13 protein-coding genes are annotated in these 24,198 nt (G+C 76.2%); 12 read left to right on the top strand and 1 reads right to left on the bottom strand.

Features of this window, described 5'->3' with window-relative positions; genetic code table 11:
* The first annotated feature begins 156 nt into the window (after nt 1-156).
* From ACY0MR_RS09335 to argF, 12 genes are all read left to right on the top strand, one after another.
* A complete protein-coding gene (locus tag ACY0MR_RS09335; protein WP_473560229.1) occupies nt 157-882 on the top strand; it encodes a Crp/Fnr family transcriptional regulator in 726 nt (241 codons plus the stop codon).
* A 92-nt stretch (nt 883-974) separates the two neighbouring features.
* Nucleotides 975-1,904 (top strand): nucleotidyl cyclase domain-containing protein, encoded by a 930-nt coding sequence (locus tag ACY0MR_RS09330; protein WP_392864944.1) that lies wholly within the window; start codon nt 975-977, stop codon nt 1,902-1,904.
* A complete protein-coding gene (locus tag ACY0MR_RS09325) occupies nt 1,901-4,324 on the top strand; it encodes a hypothetical protein (protein ID WP_473560227.1) in 2,424 nt (807 codons plus the stop codon). The genes ACY0MR_RS09330 and ACY0MR_RS09325 overlap by 4 nt, the downstream gene beginning before the upstream one ends.
* Complete coding sequence (locus ACY0MR_RS09320) at nt 4,321-6,048, top strand: hypothetical protein (RefSeq protein ID WP_473560225.1); 1,728 nt, start codon at nt 4,321-4,323, stop codon at nt 6,046-6,048. The genes ACY0MR_RS09325 and ACY0MR_RS09320 overlap by 4 nt, the downstream gene beginning before the upstream one ends.
* Nucleotides 6,045-6,791 carry a Pycsar system effector family protein gene (locus tag ACY0MR_RS09315; protein ID WP_473560223.1) on the top strand — a complete coding sequence of 249 codons (747 nt, stop codon included), beginning with the start codon at nt 6,045-6,047 and terminating at the stop codon, nt 6,789-6,791. The genes ACY0MR_RS09320 and ACY0MR_RS09315 overlap by 4 nt, the downstream gene beginning before the upstream one ends.
* An 8-nt stretch (nt 6,792-6,799) precedes the next feature.
* The gene (locus tag ACY0MR_RS09310; RefSeq protein ID WP_473560221.1) at nt 6,800-9,172 is read left to right on the top strand and encodes a VWA domain-containing protein; all 2,373 of its coding nucleotides are present in this window, start codon (nt 6,800-6,802) and stop codon (nt 9,170-9,172) included.
* A gap of 21 nt (nt 9,173-9,193) precedes the next feature.
* Nucleotides 9,194-13,144, top strand: a complete 3,951-nt coding sequence (locus tag ACY0MR_RS09305) for a tubulin-like doman-containing protein (protein WP_473560219.1) — start codon at nt 9,194-9,196, stop codon at nt 13,142-13,144.
* Complete coding sequence (locus ACY0MR_RS09300) at nt 13,141-15,813, top strand: hypothetical protein (RefSeq protein WP_473560217.1); 2,673 nt, start codon at nt 13,141-13,143, stop codon at nt 15,811-15,813. The genes ACY0MR_RS09305 and ACY0MR_RS09300 overlap by 4 nt, the downstream gene beginning before the upstream one ends.
* Nucleotides 15,810-18,077, top strand: coding sequence for a hypothetical protein (locus tag ACY0MR_RS09295; protein ID WP_473560215.1), 2,268 nt, complete (start codon nt 15,810-15,812; stop codon nt 18,075-18,077). Before ACY0MR_RS09300 ends, ACY0MR_RS09295 begins: the two co-directional genes overlap by 4 nt.
* Complete coding sequence (locus ACY0MR_RS09290) at nt 18,074-20,902, top strand: hypothetical protein (protein ID WP_473560213.1); 2,829 nt, start codon at nt 18,074-18,076, stop codon at nt 20,900-20,902. The genes ACY0MR_RS09295 and ACY0MR_RS09290 overlap by 4 nt, the downstream gene beginning before the upstream one ends.
* Before the next feature lie 143 nt (nt 20,903-21,045).
* Nucleotides 21,046-22,278 carry an arginine deiminase gene (locus tag ACY0MR_RS09285; RefSeq protein WP_473560211.1) on the top strand — a complete coding sequence of 411 codons (1,233 nt, stop codon included), beginning with the start codon at nt 21,046-21,048 and terminating at the stop codon, nt 22,276-22,278.
* Between the two features lie 178 nt (nt 22,279-22,456).
* The gene (gene argF / locus ACY0MR_RS09280) at nt 22,457-23,476 is read left to right on the top strand and encodes an ornithine carbamoyltransferase (RefSeq protein ID WP_361854576.1); all 1,020 of its coding nucleotides are present in this window, start codon (nt 22,457-22,459) and stop codon (nt 23,474-23,476) included.
* A 5-nt stretch (nt 23,477-23,481) separates the two neighbouring features.
* Here the strand turns inward: argF and ACY0MR_RS09275 are convergent, their stop codons facing one another.
* On the bottom strand, nt 23,482-23,976 hold the full coding sequence (locus ACY0MR_RS09275; protein WP_388803145.1) for an ATP-binding protein: 495 nt from the start codon (nt 23,974-23,976) through the stop codon (nt 23,482-23,484).
* Nucleotides 23,977-24,198 lie beyond the last annotated feature (222 nt).

Here is a 24,198-nt window from a genome sequence, read left to right as displayed (position 1 = left end):
ACCCTCTAGCGTTCTTCACCCCATGACGTGACACAGCGTCAACAGTGTGACGAGACAGGTCACTTGAGGTGGGAACACGCGCACGATCACGCCGGTCGATCACCGGCGGCCGGTCTTCCCCGGAGGGCCCGAGGACGGTACGGGGGTGAGCGGGCGGTGAGTCTCTTCGGCCAGGACCGCTCCTTCCTCCACGCCCTTCCCGCGGCCGACCGGCGGTCCCTGCTCGCCGAGGGCGCGCGGCGCGTCTACGAACCCGGGGAGGTCATGATCCGCGAACGCGACGACAGCGCCTTCGTCCTCGCGCTGCTCTCCGGCTGGTCCGTCGTCTCCGTGGGCACCGAGCGCGGCTCGCGGCTCATCCTCGCCCTCCGGGGCGCCGGCGAGGTCGTGGGCGACCTCGCCGCGGTCGACCGGCGCCCCCGCAGCGCGAGCGTCACCGCGCTGGGCAGGGTCGAGGCGGTGGCGATCTCCGGGGACCGGTTCCGGGGCTTCCTCGCCGCCCGCCCGCACGCCACCTCGCTGATCATGCGCCAGCTCGCCACCCGGCTGCGCAGCGCCGACGTCGAACGCCGCGCGCTCGCCTCCGAGACCGTGCTGCAGCGCCTCGCGGCCCGCCTCGTCGAACTCGCCGAGCGCGCCGGACGGCAGGCCGAGACGGGGACCGTGCTCGAACTCCCGCTGCCCCAGCACGACCTGGCGGCGGCCATCGGAGCGACCCGGGAGGCGGTGGCCAAGGTGCTGCGCCTGCTGCGGGAGCAGGACGTGGTCCGCACCGCGAACCGCACCGTCGTCGTGATCGACATGCGGGTCCTGGTGCTGCTCGCGGAGGGGCGCGCGCGCCCCGGCGGAGAACCGGCGGACGAATCCCCGCCGGGTGTGTAAACGGCTACATCGCCGGCCGCGGAAGGCGGCCAGTCTGGACACGCACCACCACGGCACCAACGGCACCGGGGCAGCACACAGGGAGTCCGAGAGTGAGCAGTGCGGGAGTGAACGGGGAAGTGGGCGGGCACGCGGGCGGGATCCACCGGTTCGTCGTCTTCGGCGACATCTGCGGCTCCGGGACGCTCGACCTGGCCGAGAAGAAGCACCAGAGGGCGGCCATGTACGCCGCCTTCGACGACGCGTACAGCTCCGTCGGCGTCGAGCCCGGCACCTTCCACCAGGAGGACCGGGGGGACGGCATCCTCGCCGCCCTGCGACCCGACGTGCCGCCGACCCTCATGGTCGGCCGGTGGATCGACACGCTGTACGAGAGCCTGCGCACCCACAACCAGGGCCGGGCGCGGCCGCTGCGGCTGCGGATCGGGATGAACGCCGGACTCGTCGCGCAGGACCGGCACGGGCTCGTCGGGCGCGCGGTGGACCTCGCCGCCCGGCTCTGCGACAGCACCCCGGCCAAGCGGATCATGAACGAGACCCCGGAGATCGACCTCGTGGTCGTCGTCTCCGACTGGCTGTACGGCAACGTGGTCGCCGAGGGCGGGCGGTACGTCGAGCCCGACCACTACCGGTCGGCCCGCATCCGGTCCAAGGAGACCGACGAGGCCGCCTGGTTCCACGTACCGCGCAGGCCCGCGCCGCCGCTCATCGGGCGCGACGGGGAGCTGCCGCCGGAGGGGGAGCGGCCGCCCGCGGGGGACCCGGAGGCCGCGGGGGAGCGGCCGCCGGCGGGGGCGGCACGGACGGGCGTTGGGCCGTCGCGGGGGGACGGCCCAACGCCCCGGCCCGTGGGCGGGAACCGTGAGTACCACGTCGGGGGCGACCTCCTCGACGTCCACGGGAACACCATCCACGGCGGGTTCACCGGAATCCGCAAGGACTCCGGCCGCGGCACCGGCTCCGCCCCCTCCGGTACGGGGGCGGGCACCGGTGCGGCCACCGGCGCGGGTGAGCCGGAGTGAGCGACCAGGACGACGACGCGCCGCAGAGCGACCCGGCGGACGGCGGACACGGCGACCGGTCGGAGGCCCCGGACCGGGGCGGAGACCGGGGCTCCGACCGAGGCGGCGACCGGAGCGACCGGAGCGACCGGAGCGACCGCGGTGGCCGCGGCGACCGGGAGCGGGACCGCTCCGGCGGGTCCGACCGCGGGGACGGCCCCGAGCAGACCCGCGAGCCGAGCGTCTTCGCCGCCGCCGACCGCGGCCCGCTCGGCGCCGAGAGCGAGACCGGCGGGGCCGCCACGGCACGCCGGGCCGTCCAGACCTGGGCGGCCGGCGCCGCCGACCGCACCACCACCATCCACGGCGACGGAACCGTCTTCGAGGGCAACCAGATCTTCGCCCTGTACGGCTCCGACCGCACCGCGCACTTCGTCCAGGGACCCGTCCCGCCCGAGACGCTCGACCACCTCGGCCGGGTGTACTGCGCCACCGCCGGCTACCGGCGGATGCGGGACCGGCTGCGCGACCACCGGGTCCTCGTCCTGTGCGGCGAACCCGGCAGCGGCCGCAAGGCCACCGCGCTCGCCCTCCTCGACGAGCTGACCGGCGGCAAGGTCTTCCGCCTCGACCCGCGCCACGGCGTCGACGAGATCACCGACGAGGCCCTCCAGGAGGCCGGCGGCCACCTCCTGGAGCTCCGCACCGAGGACGTGCGCGAGGCCGAGGGCGAGCCGCGCCCCGCCCGCGGGGGCCGGGGCGAGCACCCCACCGCCGTTCGGCGGCCCGCCACCCGGCTCTCCGAACTGCACCTCGACCGCTTCGGCGACCTGCTGCGCGGCCGGGACGCCTACGGGGTCGTCCTCGTCGAGAACGGGGAACTCGCCGACCGCCTGCTGCGCGGCCGCTACGGCATGTACTGCGCGCCGCCCGCGGCCGACGAGGTCCTCCACCGCCACCTCTGGAACGAGCTGCGCGCCGAGTCCGACCAGGCCCTCGGCGACGCCCGGGCGCGCGGCGCCCGGCGGGACGTCGCCGAGGCCCTCGGCCTGGAGGAGCTGCGGCCCCGCGAGGCGGCCCGGCTCGCGCACCACCTCGCCCGGCACTGGCGCGGCGAGGTGACGGACGAGGAACTCCTCGCCGAGTGCGCCTCCTTCGTACGCTCCCAGGCCCGCGAGTGGTTCGCCGGCGCCGACCGTCCGGGAGCGGTCCCCGAGGCCCTCCCCGCCCTGGGCGTCGGTGCGTTCCGCATCGCCGTCGCCGTCTTCGACGGATCCGCGTACAGCCTCGCCGCCGAGGCCGCCGAGCTGCTCGCCTGGGAGCTCGCGGTCACCCTCGACCCCGAACACCCGCCGGGCCGCCGCCTCTTCGGGACGCACGCCGAGCACCGGCCGGTACAGGCCCGGGCCGTCCTGGAGGACGGCGAGCTGGACCTCGGCCCGGCCAAGGTGCCGGTACGCGCCGTCCGCTTCCAGGGCGAGGCGCTCGCCGGCGCCGTCCTCGGCGAGGTCTGGCACGGCTACCACAACGTCCGCGGCCCGGTGGCCCGCTGGCTGCGGGCGCTCTGCGACGACCCGCGCCCCGAGGTGTGGGTGCGGGCGTCCATCGCGGCCGGCGTCCTCTGCTCCTGGGACTGGATCCACGGCTTCCGGGACCTGGTGGTCCCCCTCGCCGTGACCGACGACGCGGTGGCCCGCATGGCGGCCGCCACCGCGCTGGCCGAGTCCGCGCGGGACCCCCGTGTGCGGCCCGCGGTCGCCGACGTGCTGAAGAACTGGGCCTCCTCCGGCCAGGAGCCGCTCGTCAGGACCGCCCTGCTCGCCCACGGCTACGTCCTGGCCGCCGGCACCGTCTCCGGCTCGCTCGACGCGATCGCCCGGGTCGTCAGGACCCGCGAGGCGACCGACGTGGACGTCCTCGTGCCCGCCGCGTTCAGCGTGGCGCGGCTGCTCGCCTGCGGCGAACCCGAACCCGTGCTCCGACGGCTCCGGCAGTGGCTGGAGGACGGCCGGCTGAACCTCGCCAACCTCGTCCACCTCGCCGTCATCCGGGCCCTGAGCACCCGGACCACCCATCTGTGGGGGCTGCGGGAGGTGCCCGAGCTGGACGGCCACGCGTCCCGTCCGCTGCTGGTCGCCCTGCTCGCCACCCGCCCCGGGCTCGCCGCCGAACTGGCGGCGCTGCTGCGGTCCACGCTCACCACGGCCCGCTCGGGCGAGTCCGCCCTCGAAGCACTCGGCGGGATGCTCCGGCGGGCCGCGAAGGACCCGGAGTCGCTCCGGCACGTCTGCGCCTTCCTGCCGCGGCTCGCGGTGGACCGGCGCGACCGCGACCGGCTCAGGGGCTTGCTGAACGAACTGGTCCGGGACCGTGACCGGCCCCTGGACAGGGGCGCGGCGCGCCGGATGTGGGACGCCGTGACGGAAGGAGCGAACCGATGACCGGGCCCGAGCAGGACAGGAACGCGCGGTCCGACGAGCGCACGCGCTGGATCGACCGGGACCGTGCGGAGCGCGGCCGCGAAGGCCGGGGACGGGACGAGCGGGCCCGCGACGAGCGGGGCAGGGCCGAGCGGCCCCGGGACGGCCGCGACCGGGACGACCGGGAGCGGCAGCGGCCCTGGGAGCAGCAGGGCGACCGGCCGAGGGACGGCGGGCGCCGCTACGACGGACAGAACGGCGGCCGGCACGCCGGCGGCCGGGGCGAGGACACGGACGAGGACACGGCCATGGACCGCGACGAGGACCTGGACCGGGAGCAGCGGCAGGGCGGGGGACGCGGCCGGAGCGGGCGGTGGAGCGGGGAGGGCACCGGCGGGTCCGCGCCGGGGGCCCGCCCGGGCGACCGGCCGCGCGGGCCGCTGATCGGCGAGTACGCACCCCCGTACCGACGCCGGAGCGGGAAGGTCGCCGCCGTGCTCCTCTACCGCAACGGCGGCCACCGGGTGGTCTGGCCGGACCGCACGGAGGACGTCAACAAGCCCCTGCTCGGCTCCGCCTACACCGTCTTCGAAGTGCAACTCGGTCGTAATGTCACCGAGTTCAGGCTCCAGCTGCCCGCCGCGGGCGACGGCGTCTTCTTCGAGGCCCTCGCCCGGGTCCAGTGGGTGGTGACCGACCCCCACCTGGTCGTCCGGGAACAGGTCGAGGACGTCGCCGAGTTGCTGCACGACGAACTCCTCGACGGACTGCGCCGGATCTCCCGGCGGTTCCGGATCACCGAGGCCCAGCGGGCCGACGAGGCGGTACGCGAGGAACTGGGCGCGGGACGCCTCCGGTTCGGCGCCGACATGGGCCTGCGGACCCGGGTCCACGTCTTCGTCGACCTCGACGACTCCGTCAAGGCAGAGATCTCGCGGCGGGACCGGGTCGGCGTCACCATGGAGGCCGACGAGCGCGTCGCCGAGGCCGAACGCCGCCGGGACGCCGCCGACCGCGCCCTGGTCGCCGACCGCGCCCGGGAGATGGAGGCCCTCTTCCGGCGCGGCGACCTCGCCCAGATCGCCCACCACATGGCCATGCACCCCGACAAGCAGTGGGAGATCCGCACCCAGCTCCAGCGCGAGCGGCGCGAGGGCCAGGAGGACTACCTGGCCGTCTTCAACCGGCTCCTCGACACCGGAGTCCTCGAACGGCACGACATCGGCGAGCAGATGTACCAGGTGCTCATGTACCTGCGGACCCAGACCGGCACCGTCCTCGACGGCATCACCAACCGGGTGCTCAACCCCTCGGGCGACCCCCCGCCGCGCCGCCTCGCCCTGGAGGACGCCGTACCCGAGCCGAACCGCCCCGACTGGTACGAGGACCGGGACCGCGGCGAGCCCCCGGCTCCGGACGGGCCCCGGGTGTACGAGCCGACCCGCGTCGAGTCCGGCTCGGAGCGGGAGCGTGAGCGGGGCAGGGCGCGCGACCGGGGCCGCGACGGCGACGACCGCGACGCCGACCGGGACCGCGGCCGTCCCCGGGACCGGTACGACGACCGCCACGACGACGGGCACGACCGGTACGAGGACGGCGACGCGTACGGCAGGGGCGACGCCTACGAGCGGAACGACCGCTACGACCGCGACGACCCCTACGACCGGGACGGCCGCGACCGCCCCCGGCGGACCGCCCGACCCGCCCGGCCCAGCGCCGAGTTCGACGACTGGGACGACGCGTGACCACGGCCCCCGGGCCCGGACGGGAGTCCGGACCCGGCTCGCGGGCCCCCGCGCGGGACCGGAGCGGACCGCCCGCGCCGGACCCCGACCGGACCCGGGGCCCCGACCCCGCGGCGACCTGGGAGCAGGTCCCCGGCTCCGCGGCGACCCGGGAGCAGGCTCCCGGCTCCGCGGCGACCCGGGAGCAGGCTCCCGACCCCGCTCCGGACCGGGAGCAGGCCCCGGGCCCAGCCCCGGACCGGGCCGCCGCACCCGGACCGCCCCCCGCCCCCGTACCCGCCGAGGAGCTGAGGTTCATGGCCGAACGGCTGCTCGCCACCGTCCGGGAGGACATCGGCCGCGCCGACACCAAGGCCGCGATCCTGCTCTCCGGCGCCCTCGCCTTCCTGGCGGTCGTCTTCTCCGGCGACCGCCCCCTCCCGCCGCCCGCCGGCCCCGGACTCGTCCTCCTGCTCCTCGCGGGCGCGCTCTGGACGGCCGGGGTCCTGATGCTCGTCTCGGTGGTGCTGCCCCGCACCCGGATCGGCGCCGACCGCACGTTCCTGCGCGACCTCACCGGCGGACCGTCGGAGACCGCGCTGCGCGAACGGCTCTCCGCACCCGGCGCGGACGCCACCGGCTGGCTCCTCGAACAGGCCAGCGTGCACGGCCTCGTGCTCGCGGCGAAGTACCGGTGGCTGCGCCTGGGCGTGTCCGCGCTCGCGCTCGGCGCCCTTCTGGCCCTCTTCAGCGAACTGTGGTGAGAGAGAACATGCAGTGGATCGACAAGGGGGGCGCCCTGCTCCTCGCCGGGGCGCTCCTCGCGCTCTCCGGCCCGCTCGCGGCGACCCCCGCCTCGGGCGCGCCCGGCGCCCCCGGCGCGCGGACGGTCCCCCGTACCGCCTCCGCCGACCCCGCCGAAGGGCCCGACCCCATCGACTTCGCCGTCGTCGTCGACCAGTCGGCGAGCCTCGCCGACAAGGACCTCGCGCGCGAGACCGAGGCCGCGGCGCTGCTCGTCCAGGGCGAGATATCGGAGCGCTCCCGAGCCGCCGTGATCGGCTTCGGCAGCTCCGAGAAGCGCGGCCAGTCGCCCGTGCGCGAGGTGTGCCCGCTCATCGTCGCCGACGCGGCTGGCCGCGAGCGGCTCAGCGACTGCGTGCAGCGGCTGGGGCGCCGCGACACCGCACGGACGGGCCCCGGCACCGACTTCCCCGCCGCCGTCCGCCAGGCCGTCACCCGCCTCACCGGCACCACGGCCGGAGCCGCGAAGCCCGGCGCCCCCAAGGTCGTCTTCCTGCTCACCGACGGCAGGCTCGACGTCGCCGACAGCCCCGAGTACGGCACCGACCGGGAGAGCCGCCAGGCGAACGGGGAGAAGCGGCTCACCGAGGAACTCGCCCGCGCCCGGGCCGCCGGCGTCCAGATCTGGCCCCTCGGCTTCGGCGGCGAACTCGACCGCGCCTCCCTCACCGCGATGGCCGAGGGCGGCTACCGCGGCGCCTGCTCCGAGATCCCCGGGTCCGCCCCGCGCATGCGGGTCGTCGGCACCTCCGCCGAGATCGACAAGGCACTCCAGGAGACCTTCGCCGCCGCCCGCTGCGCCCGGATCGCGCACGGCACCGTCGGCCGGCCGCCCGCCGACCTGACCGTCACCATCCCGCCCATCGCCACCGACGGCTCCCTCACCGTCGCCAAGCACGACCCCGCGGTCCAGGTCACCTACTACGACCCGGCCGGCCGCAAGGTCCCCGTCCGGGGCGAGTTCGACGGCTCCTCCTTCGAGGTCAGCGGGCAGAACGGCCCCGTCGAGGCCCTGCGCGTGAAGAACCCGCTGCCCGGCCGATGGCGGGTGCACATCGAGGCGCCGCCCGGCCACCGGGACCGCGAGGTCGCCGTCCGCGCGATCTGGCAGGGTCGGCTGCGCTCCGCCGTCGTCCTCGACCCGGCGTCCCCGCGCGCCGGCGAACGGGTCGAGATCGAGGTCCAGATGCAGACCCGGCGCGGGGTCGTCATCACCGATCCCCGCCAGCTGGCCGGCCTCTCCGTCGCGGCCGAGCTGAGCGGCGAGGGCTTCGCCCCCGTCGACTTCCGGCTCGCCGACGACGGCAAGGGCCCCGACGCCAAGGCCGGCGACGTCCGGTTCACCGGCACGCTCACCGTCCCGAAGAGTGCCACCGGCGCCCTGGAACTCGTCACCCGCATGGACGCGCCCGGCATCACCTCCGACCGGCGCCCCCTGCACGCCGTCGTCGCCGAGGGCGCGCCCCTGGTCACCGCCGCCCTCACCGTCGACGGCGCCACCGTGCACCCCGGCGCCACCGTCCGCGGCACCCTCGACGTCACCAACAACGACTCCGCGCCGCACACCCTGCGGCTGGCCCTCGCCGACCAGACGCCGGGCGCCGAACTCGCCGTCGCCCCGGCCGCCGTCACGGCCCCGCCGAACCGCAGCACCCGGATGCCCTTCACCGTCACCGTGGGACCCGACACGCCCTACGGCCCCCTCGGCGGCCGGGTCACCGTCGTGGACACCACGGACGGCGACCGCGCCCTGCGGGGCGCCTTCCTCGACGTCCGGGTGGTGGCGCCGCCGACCTGGTGGGAGCGCTGGTGGAAGGCCGTGGCCGGCGGAGCCGCCGCGGCCCTCCTCCTCGGCACCTTCGTCGGCATCCGGCTCGTGTTCCGGCGCCGCCGCCGCGACCTCACCGGCGTCACCCTCGAACTCCGCCAGGACGGGCGGACGCTCGACTCGCTGACCGTCCGCCGCGGGCAGAGCCCCGGCGGCATCTTCGCCTTCGCCGTCGACGAACCGTACGGGACGCCGGCCACCCTGCGCCGCGTCCCCGGCGCCGGCTCCTCCGCCCACGTGCTGCGCCGCACGGGCGCGGGCGAGCTGCTGCTGCGCCCCCGCGGCGGCGCACAGGTCCCCGTCCGCCCCGGTGAGCCGGCCGGCCTCGGCGACCACGAACTGGTCGTGCGGGGCGGCCACCCCGCCCCGGCCGCCGGCCGCGGCACGCCGTGGACCCGCCGCCCCCGCCGCACCGGCGGAGCGGACCGCCGCACGGGCACGGACGCCGGCCCCCTCACCGGATCGGGACCGGACGGCTCACCCGACGCGAGCACCTACGACGTCAACTTCTGAACGGGTCCCGAGGAGAACGCCATGAAGATCTACCAGCCCATGCTCTTCGTCGGACTCGGCGGCACCGGCGGACGCATCGGCAGCGAACTCGAACGCAGCCTCCGACGGGAGCTGTGCGGCCCCGACGGCACGGACCTCGTCGACGGCGGCAGCCGCCTGCCCTTCCAGCTGCCCGACTGCCTCCAGTTCGTCTACGCCGACTTCAGCGAGGCCGAACTGCTCAACTATCCGCAGTTCAAGGCCAAGGGCGCCGAGGGCGCCGCCTTCGCCCGCACCTCCAGGATCGTCCGCGACCTGCTGCCCACCGACTTCGACTCCTCGCCCGAGGTGACCCGCATGCTGCGCGTCTCGGTCCCCGAGGAGACCCGGAGCTGGCTGCCGCCGCAGGCCCGCCAGCCGCGCGTCGCCCCGCTCAACAGCGGCGCGGGACAGCTCCCCACGGTCGGCCGCTCCGCCCTCTTCGCCACCCTCCGCTCCGGCCTCGAACCCGTCCTGCGCCAGCTCCGCGAGGCGATCGGCGCCATCGGCCAGTCCGCCGGAGACCTGCGGCGGGTCGGCGGCGGCCGGATCCGGGGCTGCGACGTCTTCGTCGCCTTCTCCGTCGCCGGCGGCACCGGCGCCGGCATCTTCTACGACTTCATCCACCTCATCGGCCACGAGTTCCGCAACGCCCGGGTGCCCGGGGTCAAGATCTACCCGCTCGTCGTCATGCCCTCCGCCTTCCCGCCCGAGGCCGGCGGCGGACGCGAGGCCGAACTCAACTCCGCCCGCGCGCTCGTGGACCTCTCGCGGCTCGTCGACGACCAGAACGTGCCCGACGCCCTCGACCAGGTCGGCGACGTCGAGGACCGCGGCCGGCTCAGCGTGACCTACCCCGGCGACGGCGTCGTCGCCCTGCGCCCCGCCACCATGCAGACCGCGTTCCTCTTCTCGAAGCCGTCGGTCATCAACAGCGAGGACCTACGGCGCTCCATCGCTGCCATGGTGATCTCGCTCATCGGCACCGACCTCGGCGCGGACGGCGGTGCGGCGACCCGCGCCGAGGAGGACTACCAGTCCTTCGCCGCCAGCTTCATCAACAAGGCGGTGGAGCGCTCCACCCCGGCCCGCACGGGCATCGGCTACCGGGGCATGTCCACCAGCCTCGCCGCCGCCCTCACCGTCCCCGTCGACGACCTCGCCGAGATCGTCGCCGCCCGGCTCCTCGCCCAGGCCGTACGCGGCATGACCGAGCGCGCCCGCCGCCCCGACCGCGAGGGGCAGAACCACGTCAAGGAGCTGTTCAACCGCTCCGGCATCGGCCGCCTCTGGACCCGGGACGCCCCGGACGTGCCCCTCCCCGAGCAACTGCCCCGGGGGAAGACCAGGATCACCCAGGAACTGCGGAACCGGCTCGGGGACATGGAGGAGTCCCTGCGCCGCCTCGACACCGGCCTCGCCCGCGAGATCCCGCGCCTCACCGAGGACTTCAGGCCCAGCGCCGGAGTCCGCGAACTCCTCGGCGCCATGGACCCGTTCCAGATCAAGGTCATCCTGACCGGACTGCCGAACCACCCCGACCGGGTGGCGCGGGAGGGCTTCACCGGCATGATCGACAACCGGCGCAACGAACCCGAGCGGCCCCCCGACGTCCGCACCGCCGCCCCGAACATCCCCCCGATCAAGGGCCCGGTCGGCGGGGTCGTACCGGCCCGGTGGAGCGACCCCGACGTCCAGGAGGCGCTCGCCGCGCAGCAGGCCTGGTACCAGTGGCGGGCCCGCACCCTCTGGCACCACGGCTGGCAGAACGGCGAGGCCCAGTGGCGCCCGTCCCTGAACAAGGCGACCTCCGAGGTCGCCGAACTCGTCAAGGCGCTCCGCCTCCACGAACAGGACGAGCGCAAGTCCTTCGCCGACAGCCGCCGCGACCTCTACCGCGACGACCGCGCGGGCATCGCCTACCTGCTGCCCCCGCAGAACACCCTGCGCGCCTTCTACGACGACGTCGTCGACCGGCTCGCCCAGAGCGAGGGCCTGCCCGAGGGCGCCGACGCCGCCGGACTGCTCGGCCGGATCGTCGGCCCCGACGACTGGCGGCGGGCCCTCGACTCGGTCCGCCGGTCCTCCGGCGCGGCGGTGAAGGAGATCAAGCAGGTCGTCGAGCGGCGGGTCAAGCGGCTCTTCGGCGAGTCCAACGAGGACGCCTTCGCCCGCCCCCTGCTGCCCTCCATGGAGCTCCTGCTCCGGGCCGCAGCCGGCGACGAGAACGCCGAGGCGAAGATCGACCCGCGCTGGCTCGACCAGTTCCGCTCCCGGCTCGCCGGGCTCATCCCGGTGGGCTTCGTCCCCGACGGCAGCGGGCCGCTGAAGATCCTCATCGTGCACCCGGCGAGCGAGTCCGACGGCCGCGCCCGCGAGTACCTGGAGCAGGCGCTCAACCTGCCCTCCCGGGTGACCCCGGAGAGCCGGGCCGGCGACACCGACTCGATCACCGTCGTGTTCTTCCGCAGCGGCATGAACCTCACCGACGTCTCCGAGGTCCGCAACGTCCTCAGCCTGTGGTCGGAGGCCCGCGACTCGGCCGGCGAGGACGACTTCCTCCACTGGCGCCAGCGCCTCGGCTACGAGGACGACTGGCTGGTGTCCACCGAGCACGACCGGCAGCGGATCCTGCACCGGCTGCTCTGCGCGATGTGGAACGGGCACATCGAGACCGAGGGCCCGGCCGCCTCGCCGCACCGCGTCCGCATCCGGCTCCAGGACGGCGAGTCCGCCACCATGTCGCTGCGCCTGGAGGAGTTCGACGGTTCGCTCACCAGCTGGGCGGGGCTGCTGCGCGCGTACGAGCGCTGGGCGCTGCTCGACGAGGGACAGATCATCGAGCAGTTCTGCGAACGCCTCATGCAGGCGCTGCCCCGGGGCCTCGCGCAGGTCCCGTCGCCCCCGTCGCCCCTCTTCACCCTCTTCGTGGAGCAGGTCGCCCCGCGCCAGCTCGCGCTGATCGACCGACTCGTCGCGGAGCAGGGGGAGTACGGCGACGCGGACCCCGAATGGCTGACCCCGCTCCGCCACTTCTGGGAGGTCACCTTCCCCGGCGCCCTCGACATGCGCTTCCCGAGGGCGGCGAAGGCGACCCGGTCGACCCTGCGGGCCCTGTACGAACGGCACGCACCGCGGGCCGTCGCGGCGCACGGCCGGGGCGGAAACCCCGGACAGGCCCCGCGGCAGCCCGGCCCGGGGCAGGCGCGGGGGCCGGGACGGGGGCCGTGGGAGGGCGAGGGCCCGCAGCGCGTCCGCCGGCCCCGGCCGTACGAGCCTGGCGGACGGCCGTCGTACGAGCCCGGCGCACGCCCGTCCTCGTACGAGTCCGGCGCACGGCCGCCCTACGGGAGCGGGGGAGCCCCCGATCCGCGGGCCGCCTACCGGAACGGGGACGGTCCCGGCCCGCGCGCGGCGGAGCAGCCGCCCCGGCGGACCTCCGCCTTCGAGGACGACTGGGAGCGGGAGCCGGAGCCGGAACCCGACTTCGGCCCGGACGACGAGCCCGACCACGGAGCCGGTCACGGAGCCGACCTCGGAACCGACCGCGGAACCGGCCGCGAGGCGGGTGACGAGGCGGACTACGCGTCCGGCTATGAAGGCGACTACGAGGGCGGCTACGGCTCCGACTCCGGGTACGGCTCCGACCGTGACCGCGGCTCCGACCCCGGATACGGCCGCGGCTCCGACTACGGCCCGGATCCCGGCTACGGCTCCGACTCCGGGTACGGCTCCGACCGTGACCGCGGTTCCGACCCCGGGTACGGCCGCGGCTCCGACTACGGCTCGGAGCCCGGGTACGGCTACGGCTCCGACTCCGACTCCGGGTACGGCTCCGACCGTGACCGCGGCTCCGACCCCGGTTACGGTCCCGGACCCGACTACGGCCCGGACCCCGACCGCGATGTCGACGGCGCCCCCTACCGTCGCGGTCGGGCCGGGGAGGCGGAGTGAGCGTGCGCGTCCTCCCCGAGCGGCCCCTGCCGGGGCACGCCGTCTGCCTCGACCTGCGCACGGCCGGCGCGTACGACCCCGACGCCGTCGTCCGCGCCGCGCTCGACGTCCCGCAGCCCGGCGGCGAGCGCCGCTTCCTCGTCCTCGACGAGGCCGACCGGCTCGTCTCCCACCAGCTGCTCTACGAACGGCTGTCCTCCTACGGGCCGGCCCGGATCGTCGCCGTCGCCGTCGCCGAGCGGGGCGAGCGGGCCGTCCGCCGGACGCTCACCCTCCGTCCGCCGGCGGCGGGCGTCCTGTGGGTCTTCGACACGGCGGAGGACGGCGTCCCGGCCGAGGCCGTGCTGCGTCCGCTCGTCGACGTCCTGTCCACGCCCGAGGTCTTCGACGCGGCCCTGCGCGCGCTCGGGGAGGTGGTGCACGGCGTGGCCGTGCCCGCCGTGCGGGTCCTGGAGCACGACCTCACCGAGGAGGCGCGGGCGCGCGCCTGGCGCCAAGCGGTGGAGGGCCTCATCGGCCCCGAGGTCCCGGCCGGCACCGCCTCGGCCGACCAGGTGCCCCCGGCGCTCGGGCTGCTGCTCGACGAGGGCCTGCCGCGTTCGCTCGCCGACCACCGCTGGCTGCCCGCGCGGGGCCGCGCGGGGCTGAGGCTCGTCGGCTGCGACGAGGCCGTCCAGGACGCCGTCGACGGCCACCGGCGGGTGCGCGGCGCGGCCGGACTCCTGGCCGGGGCCGGCCGCGAGGTCGACCTGCCGGGCGACATCGAGCGGGTGGCGGGCGAGCTGGAGGGGTTCAGGACCGCCGTGGCGGACGCGTTCGCCGCCGCGGGCGGCAGCCGGCTGACGGCCGAGCACCGGGGGGTGCTGCGGGACCGGGGCATCGAACTGCCCGAGATGCCGAGGGAGATCACGCGGACCGGCATCGTCCCCGCCCTGCGCGACCACACCCGCGAACTGATCGGGAGGGGACTGCCGCTGCGTTCCGTGGCGGCGCGGCTCTCCGCGCTGTCCGCCCGCACCGCGCCCGTCGGCAGCGCCGCCCGGCTCGCCCGGCTGGACGCGATCTGCGGGCCGGAGCGGCTGCGGCGGCTCGGCGCCCGCCACCCGTTCACGGCCGGCGGTCCGCGGCCGGTCGCCTTCGCCGTGACCGGTCTCCTCGCCCTGCTCGCCGGGGTCTGGCCGGTCCTGGGCTGGGTCCTGGGCCCGGCCGTCGGCGTGCTGGCCGCCGGGCTCGCCCACCTCATGCTGCGGCGCAGGCCGAACCGCTCGCCGGACGGCCGGATCGACGGGGGCGGCACCACCGGGGCCGCGCCCCGGCTGGCCGGCGGGGTGCTCGGCGGGCTCCTCGGGGCGGGCCTCGGCCAGCTCCTCGGGCTGCCCGCGTGGGCGGGGGCGTCGGCCCTCGCGGCGTCCCTGGCCGCGGTGCTGCTGCTCGCGCTGCGCGACTGGAGCCGGGCCGTCGACGCGTGGTGGGCCCTGGCGGACCCGGAGGACGCCCGGCGGATCCTCCGCGAGGTCCAGGCCCTGGTGGTCACCACCGCGGTGCACGACTGGCTCTTCGCCGAGGTGCGGCACCACTGCTCGGCGGGTGCGGGAGCGGTGGCACGGCTGCTCCGCGGCCTCGCGGACACCGCCGACGCGTACGGCCGCGGCCCCTCCCGCGCGAGCGGACCCGGGGACGACCGCGGCGCGTGGGCGGGCCCGGAGGAGCCGGCCGGGCGCGGGCACCGGAGCGAGCGGGACGCGCCGCCGGCGGCGGACGCCGGTACGTCGTCGTGGAGTTGGGACGACTGGGGCGACGGCGAGGCGGACGACGTCTGGTCGGACATGGACGAGGAGCCCCGCGCGCCCGGCGGGTTCCCGCACGACCCGGGTCCGTCCGGAGCGTCCGCCCCGCACGCCCCCCGCGGTCCCTCCGGCCGGAGCGATCCCACCGAACCGCCGTACCTCTCCGACCCGTTCGGATCCCGGGTGCCCCCGGACCCGTACTCCGCCGGGGCCTTCGGCGCGGCGTCCCGGGGCGGACCCGGCCCCGCGGACGAGCCGGCGCCCGCCCCCGCGTGGCTGGAGCGCCGCTACGGCGACGGCGGCCCGCTGCTCGTCGACACGCTCGTCGGCGACCTGGTGGCCGGGACCCTGCTGATCCTCGACCGCTGCTGGGCGGGCATCGAACGCGACCCCGCGGCCGTGGTGCCCGCGGTCCACGCGGGGCGGATCACGGACCTCCTGGACGAGACCCGGGTCCGGCTGGAGCGCGACGTCGCCGCCTCGCCGCCGCCCCGGCACGACGGCCTGCGCGACCCGGACGCCCTCTCGGGGCTCGCCGCCCTCACCGACCGCACCGACCGGCCCGACGCCGCCCGGCTGACCGGGGTCGCACCGGACGCGGTCGCCCGGCTGATCCTCACCGACGACGACCCCGGCCGGACGGTCGCGCTCTGCGGACCCGAGCACATGCGGCTGCTGTCCCACGACCCGCTCGCCGCCCGGCAGGTCCGGTTCGTGCCCGAGGCCATGCGGCGCGGGGCGGCCGGGGACGACATCTGGCGGGGCACCGCCGAGGACGTCGTATGGACCGGTGCGGGACGCCACGCCGGGATCCTCCGCCTCGTACCCCTGCGCGCGGACGTCGTGCACACCGTCCGCGCCGAGGAGGCGGGAGAACCGTGACCGACCCGAACCATCCGAACGACCAGCGCGACCCGAACCAGCGGATCGGCCCGGACCACCCGGACCACCTCAGCGAACCCAGCCCGCCGCCCCATCCGTACTACCGGGAACTGGAGTTCCTCACCCCACGGGAGGCGCAGAGCCGCTTCGCCGTCCGGTTCGGGGAGGACCGCAGGCCCCCCGGCCGCCCCGGGTTCCTCGCCCGCCGCGCGGTCCTGGGGGCCGGTGGCGTGCCCGTCGTGCAGTACCGGCTCGCCCCGTCGGGGGCGCCGGGCGATCCGCAGGCGTACGCGCTCCTGGAGCGCGAGGTGGCGGCCTCGGTCGCGCTCGAACGGCGCTACGGAGCGGAGAAGTTCGTCGGCGTCCTCACCCGGGTCGTCGGCTTCGACCTGTCCGCCGCCGAGCCCTTCGTGCTCTACCGTCCGCCGATCGGGCGCCCGCTCACGGAGTGGGCGGGCCGCCTCGACGGCGAGGCCCAGGAGCGGATCACCGGCCAACTCGCCATGGCCGTCCGCCTCATGGCGGAGCTCGGGATCGTCCACCGGGCGATCACGCCCGAGAACGTCCGCTGGGACGGGGCCCGCGTGCGGCTCTGCGAACCGTACGCGGCCCTGCGCGCGGGGGAGGGGCGCACACCGTACGGGGCGGCGCCCTGGGCCCCGCCCGAGCAGCGTGCGGGCCACGGCGCCGTCGACCCGCGCGACGACCTGTGGTCCGTCGCCGCACTCGCCTACCACCTGCTCTCCGGCCGTACGGACCGGGGCGAGGGGCCTCCGGCCGACCTCGGCGACTACCGGCGGCTCGCCGCCCTCCAGCACAGCGGCCTGTTCTCCCCGCACGCGTCGGAACGACCGCACCCGGACGAGCTGTTGAGGCTCCTCCACGTGCCCGACCCGCTCGCGTCCGGGGCCGAGGCGGTCGACGTGCTCGAACCCTTCCGGGCGCGGTACGACGCCCAGCTCGCCCGGAAGCGCGCCCTGACCGGGGAGCGCCGTCCGGCCGGCCCTCCGGCCGAGGAGGCCCCGGACGCCCTCGTCCGGGACCCGCGCCCGTCGTCGCGTTCCTCGCTGATCAAGAGGATCATCAGGGGCGGCGAACCGCCCCGTCCGGCCGCGGCGCCCCCCGTCGCCCCGCCCGCCTCCCCGCCATGGGGCCCGCCCTCCGAGATCGTCCAGCCGCCGCCGTCCCGCAGCCGGATGTGCCCGCACTGCCTGCTCCCCGTCGCGTTCGACGAACGGCTGCTCGTCACCATCGACGCCAAGGGCAACCGCGTCCCGCTCGACCTCGGCGCCGAACGCCGCCCCGCCCACCGCGCGGACGCCCTGCGCAAGGCGTACCACCTGTGCCCGCACACCGTGGACGGCGACGAGGGCCACGAACTGCCCCTGCCCTACCTCGTCAACGGCGAGCCGCTCTCCATCGCGCTCGTCGGCAGCTCGTCGGTCGGCAAGACCCACCTCCTCGCCGCCATGCTGGGCGAGGTCGAACTCGGCGGCCTCGAACCGTACGGACTGAAGTGCCTGCCGCTCAATCCCGAGGCGCACCGCACCTATCTCCGCGAGCGCGTCCAGAGCCTCCAGCAGGGCAGACAGCTGGGCCGTACCGGACAGCAGAGCTTCGCCCGCTTCGCCGACGGCCTGCTCGTCTCGGCGGGCGGCGCCGTGCCCCGGCCCGTCGTCTTCTTCGACCTCGCGGGCGAGGACCTCGCCCAGGACAGCGAGGTCGGCCGCTTCCTGATGGGCGTGGACGCCTTCGTCTTCGTCCTGGACCCGCTGCGCGCGCTCCGGCTGCCCTCCCTCGAACCGGTACGGGAGCAGAGCGGGCTGCGGCTGCGCGACCTCGGCGACGAGGCCTTCGCCACCGTGCTCAACCGGATCCCCCGGCAGCGCGGCGGGCTCGTCGCCGCCCCCGCCGCGCTCGCCGTCAACAAGAGCGACCTGGTGCGCTTCGAACCGGTCGTCGACCGCTGGCTCGGCCGCGCCCTGCCGGGCCGTCTCGACCCCGCAGCGCTCCGGGCCGAGAGCCGGGACGCGTACGCCTTCCTGGCCCGGGCGGCCAGCCCCGCCTGGCTGAAGCCCTTCGACGACTGCGCCGACTGCACCCTGCACTTCGTCGCCGCGACCGGAGGTCAGGCGCGCGGCGACCGATTTCCGCACGGGGCCCGGCCGCGCCGGGTCCTCGCGCCACTGCTGTCGCTCTTCGCCCAGTGCGGGCTGCTGCCCGGGGCCGAACCCGCGGGACCTACGGAGGGGATCGACCGATGACGCGGTCGGAGAACGAGGTCGACCAGATCGTGTTCCGGTGGGACAGCGAGAACCTCACCGGCAACACCGGCTTCGGCCCGGTGGCCTGGTCCGGGCCCCGTGAGGAGGCCGAGAACCTCTTCCGGACGTCCGGGACCGTGCTCCGCGCCAGCGGTGAGGAGACCCGCCCGGCGCTGATCCGGCTCCAGCGGCGCTCGGAGGTGATGCTCATCCACCGCACGCTGTTCAAGGACGCCGACGGCGGCACGTCCGTGCTCTGCCACGCCCTCGTCGGCTCGCCCGAACTCCTCGAACCCGCCACCTGCCTCGGGCTCCACGCCTGGGACTGGGAGGGGGCGGCCATGGACGGGGCGCGCGTGCGCGGGCAACTGCCCGTGATCCCGGAACACGTCCTGGTCCCCGCGACCGGCCGCGGCCAGGGGCAGCTCGACAGCGCGCTGGAGCACGCGGACGCGGAGCTCGTCGGGATGGTCGCGGAGCTGCTGCGCCACCCGGAGGAGCGCTTCACGGTCCTGGACGAGCGCGGAGACACCGCGGGCCCGGTGCTCTGGGGGCTGCACAGCATGTTCGGCGCGCTCACCGGCCGCCGGTGGACCTTCGCCACCCATGACACCGCGGAACTCACCGCGCTGCGCTTCGTGTTCGTCGGCCGCTGGGCGGGGGCGGCGAGCCGCAACGCCGACCGCCGCCGCGTCGACCCGCGCGAGCGCGTCGGCGACCGGGCGGAGGAGGTCGCGGCCCGGCTCGTCCACCACCACCTGAGGGGCGTCGCGGAGGGGGAGGGCCGGGAGTACGCGGTCGGCAGCGCCCTGCACGGCGCCTCCTCCGCCGTCCGGGGCCTGTCGCTCCTGGAGACGTCCGTGCGGGCGCTGGACGTCCTCGACCGCCGCCACCCCGGCGGGTACGCGCCCGCCCCGACGCCGCCGGGACGTCCGGCCGGCCCCCCGGCACCGGACACCCGCCCCCCGTCCCCGCCGGCCCCGCCGGTCCCGCCCGCCCCGGAGCCCCGGCGGAGGTGGGGCTGGGGCCTCGGGGGCCGGAGTGCCGGGGAGGGACCGACGGCGGACGGCACCACGTCCGCCGGTCCCGCCCGCGGCGGCGAACCCGCCGGCGGATCCCCTCGGGGCGAGGGCCGCCCCGGCCCGTACGAGAGCCCGGAGGAGTGGTTCCGCCCGGACCCCCCGGAACACCGACCGCCCCAGCCCTCCCGTCGCCCACCGGAGAACGGGCCAGCGTCGGACCGGCAGGAACACCGGCCGGCCCAGTCTTCCCGACGTCCGCCGGAGGACCGGCCGGTGCGGGAGCCGCTGGCCCCGCCGGAGGACCGGCCTGCGCTGAAGCCTTCGGACCCGCCGGGAAACCGGCCGGTCCCGTTCCCCCGCCCGGCGGAGAACCGGCCGGACCGGGAGCCTTCGACCCCGGCGGGCGACCGGCCGGTTCGGGAGCCTCTGAAGCCGGCGGCCGACCGGCCCGGGCGGGAGCCGCTGGCCCCGCCGGAGCACCGGCCCGCCCGAGCGTCACTGGCCCCGCCGGAGAACCCGCCCGTCCAGAACCCCCCGTACCCGCCGGAAGGCCGGCCCGGGTCCTCATCCGCGCACCCGCCGGGGCGGGCCGCGGAGGGCGGCCGCCCGTCGCAGGACCCGTCCCGCCTGCCCGACCCGGCCCAACCGACCCACCCGGCCCCCGACCCGACCCCGTCCCGCTCGCTTCGCAAGCCCCCCGCGCCCCCGGCACCTCCTTCGCCCCCCGCCCCGGAGGCCGCCCCGAGCCGCGGGTCCCGGCCGTACCCCTCGCACCGCCCTCCCCACCCCGCACCCGACCCCACCCCGTCCCCCTCGCCCCGCCCGTCCCGTCGGCCGGCCGAGGCCGAGTCCGACTCCCACCGCCCGCCTCCGCCGGAGACCGCACCCGGTCACCCGTACCGCGAGTCCCGCACGGACCCCGAGGCCGCCGACGAGCGGTCCGCACCGCTCGTCCCCGACCGGCCCCGGGCCGACGCCCCAGGGTCCGCCGAGTCCGGCGTCCGACCGCCCCGGGGACCCGGCGCCGTGGCCCACCCCCGGCCCGACCTGCCGCTCGTCGCGCCCGTCTGGACCGGCTCCGGGGCGGCCCCGGGGCGTGTCTGGGCCGCGGTGCGGGCGCGCGGCAGGGAGCGGCAGGCCGAGACCGGCCTGCTGCACAAGCTGCCCGCCGCGCGGACCGTCGACGAGGCGCGGGAGCTCGTCGAGCACGGCGGCGACCGCGAGCTGCTGGAGTCGCTGCGCGGCCCGCAGGCGTACTCCGTCCTCACCCTCCTCCTGCGCGAGGTCGCCCGCCGCCTGCCGTCCTGGGAGCACGCGCTGCGCCGCGAACTGTGCGAGGTGGCCATCGCCCGGGAGTTCTGGGCCGTCGCGCCGGCGGGCGCCGCGACCGACCCCTCCGACCCGCCGCCGGAGCAGCGCGCGGCCAACGCCGCCGAGCTGCACCGCTGGGCGGTCCGCCCGGTCCTGGCCGGCGGCGACGCCCCGGTCGGCACGGTCGCGGAGCTGCTCGTCCGGCTGCGGGCGAGCCCGGTGCCGTCCGCCCGCGAGACGTTCTGGCTGATCGTCGAGGGCGAGCGCCCCGGACTGCCGGAGGCCGTCTGGCGCACCCTGCTGACGGACGCGTACGGGCTGCCGCGCACGGCCCGCCGCCCGGCGGCGACCGTGCCGGGGGACGCGGTCGCCCTCCCGGACGACGACGGCAGCGGCTACACCCGGCGCTTCCTGCGCCGGGCCGGGCTGCTGATCGGGGGCCTGGTGGTGGCGATCGTGCTGCTCGTCTCGGTCCGCGCGTGGTTCGGCTGACCGGGGCGACCGCTCCGGCGGGGCGCGGGCGCGGGCACGGAGGCGTGGCCGGGGGCGGGGCCGTCGCGGGCCGTCCGACGCGCCCCGCCCCGACCTGCTCCGAAACACGGGCCGCCGACGCCTCGCTCCGTCAGGATGGGCGCATGGGATTCCACGTCGACTCCGAGACCGGGCGGCTGCGCCGCGTCATCCTGCACCGGCCCGATCTGGAGCTGAAGCGGCTCACCCCGACCAACAAGGACGCGCTGCTCTTCGACGACGTGCTCTGGGTGCGCAGGGCGCGGCAGGAGCACGACGGTTTCGCGGACGTGCTGCGCGACCGGGGCGTGGAGGTGCACCTCTTCGGCGACCTCCTCAGCCAGGCCCTGGACGTGCCCACCGCCCGCGCGCTGGTGCTCGACCGCGTCTTCGACGAGAAGGAGTACGGGCCGCTCGCCACCGACCACCTGCGGGCCGCGTTCGACTCGCTGGACGCGGCGGCGCTGGCCGAGGCGCTCGTCGGCGGGATGACGAAGCGGGAGTTCCTGGCGGCGCACCGGGAGCCGACCTCGGTCCGCTTCCACGCCATGGACCTGGACGACTTTCTCCTCGGTCCGCTGCCGAACCACCTCTTCACCCGGGACACCTCGGCGTGGATCTACGACGGCGTCTCGATCAACGCGATGCGCTGGCCCGCCCGGCAGCGCGAGACCGTCCACTTCGAGGCGATCTACAAGCACCATCCGCTCTTCACGGGGGCCGAGGCGGGGCCCTTCCACCACTGGTCGGAGGGGCAGGGCGACTACCCGTCGACGATCGAGGGCGGGGACGTGCTCGTCATCGGCAACGGCGCGGTACTCATCGGGATGAGCGAGCGGACGACGCCGCAGGCGGTGGAGATGCTGGCCCGGGGGCTGTTCGCGGCGGGTTCGGCGCGGACGATCGTCGCCCTCGACATGCCGAAGCGGCGGGCGTTCATGCACCTGGACACGGTGATGACGATGGTCGACCAGGACACCTTCACGCAGTACGCGGGGCTGGGGATGCTCCGCTCCTACACGATCGAACCCGGGGACGCGGGCCAGCCCCTGCGGGTGACGGACCATCCGCCGGAGCAGATGCACCGTGCGATCGCCGCGGCGCTGGGACTCCCGGAGATCCGTGTCCTGACCGCCACGCAGGACGTGCACGCGGCCGAGCGCGAGCAGTGGGACGACGGCTGCAACGTGCTCGCCGTGGAGCCGGGGGTGGTGGTCGCCTACGAGCGGAACGTCACGACCAACACCCATCTGCGGAAGCAGGGCATCGAGGTGATCGAGATCCCCGGCAGCGAGCTGGGCCGGGGCCGGGGCGGCCCGCGCTGCATGAGCTGTCCGGTGGAGCGGGACGCCGCCTGACACCGCCCGAGCCGCCCGGCACCGCGCCGGGCCCCGGGTGCCGGTCACCACCGGAGCGGCCGGAGGCGGATGCCCGCACGAGGGGGCTGTATATAAATGTTGATGTACGTATAGACTTCCAGGGTCCTGTCGTCGCCCCCTCGCCGACCCCCCGACCGTACCCACAGGAGCGCGTCCCATGGCCACAGACCTCATCGGCCGCCACTTCCTCAAGGAGCTGGACTTCACCGCCGAGGAGTTCCGCGGCCTGATCGCGCTCGCCGTCGCACTCAAGGCCGCCAAGAAGGCCGGCGCCGAGGTCCAGCGGCTGCGGGGCCGGAACATCGCGCTGATCTTCGAGAAGACCTCCACCCGCACCCGCTGCGCCTTCGAGGTCGCGGCCGCCGACCAGGGGGCCAGCACCACCTATCTGGACCCCTCCGGCTCCCAGATGGGCCACAAGGAGTCCGTGAAGGACACCGCCCGCGTCCTCGGCCGGATGTTCGACGGCATCGAGTACCGGGGCGACGGGCAGTACGTCGTCGAGGAACTCGCCGCCCACGCCGGCGTCCCCGTCTTCAACGGCCTCACCGACGACTGGCACCCCACCCAGATGCTCGCCGACGTGCTCACCATGACCGAGCACACGGACAAGCCGCTGGACGGCATCGCGTACGCCTACCTCGGCGACGCCCGCTTCAACATGGGCAACTCCTACCTGGTCACCGGCGCCCTGCTCGGCATGGACGTCCGGATCGTCGCCCCGCGCGCCTACTGGCCGTCCGAGGAGGTCGTCGCCGCCGCCCGCGCGCTCGCCGAGGACAGCGGGGCCACGGTCACCCTCACCGAGGACGTGGCCGAGGGCGTCCGGGGCGCCGACTTCGTCGCCACCGACGTCTGGGTGTCCATGGGCGAGCCCAAGGAGATCTGGGACGAGCGGATCGCCGCCCTCGCCCCGTACTCCGTGACGATGGACGTGCTGCGCGCCACCGGGAACCCCGAGGTCGGGTTCCTGCACTGCCTGCCCGCCTTCCACGACCTGGGCACGGCCGTCGGGCGCGATCTCCACGCCCGGCACGGCCTCACCGAGCTGGAGGTCTCCGACGAGGTCTTCGAGTCGGCGCACTCGCTCGTCTTCGACGAGGCGGAGAACCGGATGCACACGATCAAGGCGGTCCTGGTCGCGACGATGGCGGGCGGCCCGCTCCCGACCCCCTAGGGCCCCTACTCCTCCGACGGCGGCCGCTGCGCCGGTATCCCCGGCAGGGTGAACCAGACCGCCTTGCCGTGCGCGGTGGGCCGGTGGCCGCAGTCGCTGCTCAGGGCCCGGATCAGCAGCAGACCCCGGCCGTGCTCCTGCCAGGGGTCGACGTCCCCCGGCTCCGGGCAGACCAGCCCCTCCGGGCGGGCCGGCTCGGCGTCGTGGACCTCGATCTGGCAGCCGCCGGGCGCGGCGAGCAGCTCCACGACCAGCTCGATGGGGCCGAGTCCCGCCGTGTGCTCCACGGCGTTGGCCACCAGCTCGGCGGTGAGCAGTTCCGCCGTGTCCCGGTCGGGGCGGCCCGCGGTCCCGGGGACGAGGTCGGCGAGCGCGGTGCGGATCAGGGCGCGGGCGATCGGCACCGCTGCGGTCGTGTGGGGCAGCTGGACGCGCCAGGAGGCGGGCGGACCGCCTGGCCCGGCGGGGGTGCCGGCTGCGGGTCCGGCGGCTTCGGGCATGGGGGGCAGGCTCCCTTCACCGGAGTGGGGGTGGGTGAGTGGGGTGGAGGCGTCCCGGGACGTCCTGGTTTCAACCCTACGAGGCGCCCCACGGATCTCCAGGGGCGGGCCTCCCCGATCGACGGGGACTTCCGTCACGGACGGCCGGGGACCTTGTACGGGGCACCGCCCCTCCTTCTCTATCGCGCAGTCGTGACGACAGTCACAGCAGAGTGATACCCT

This window comes from Streptomyces sp. JN8 (genome assembly GCF_055808075.1).
This window is presented reverse-complemented; position numbering and strand designations above follow the sequence as displayed.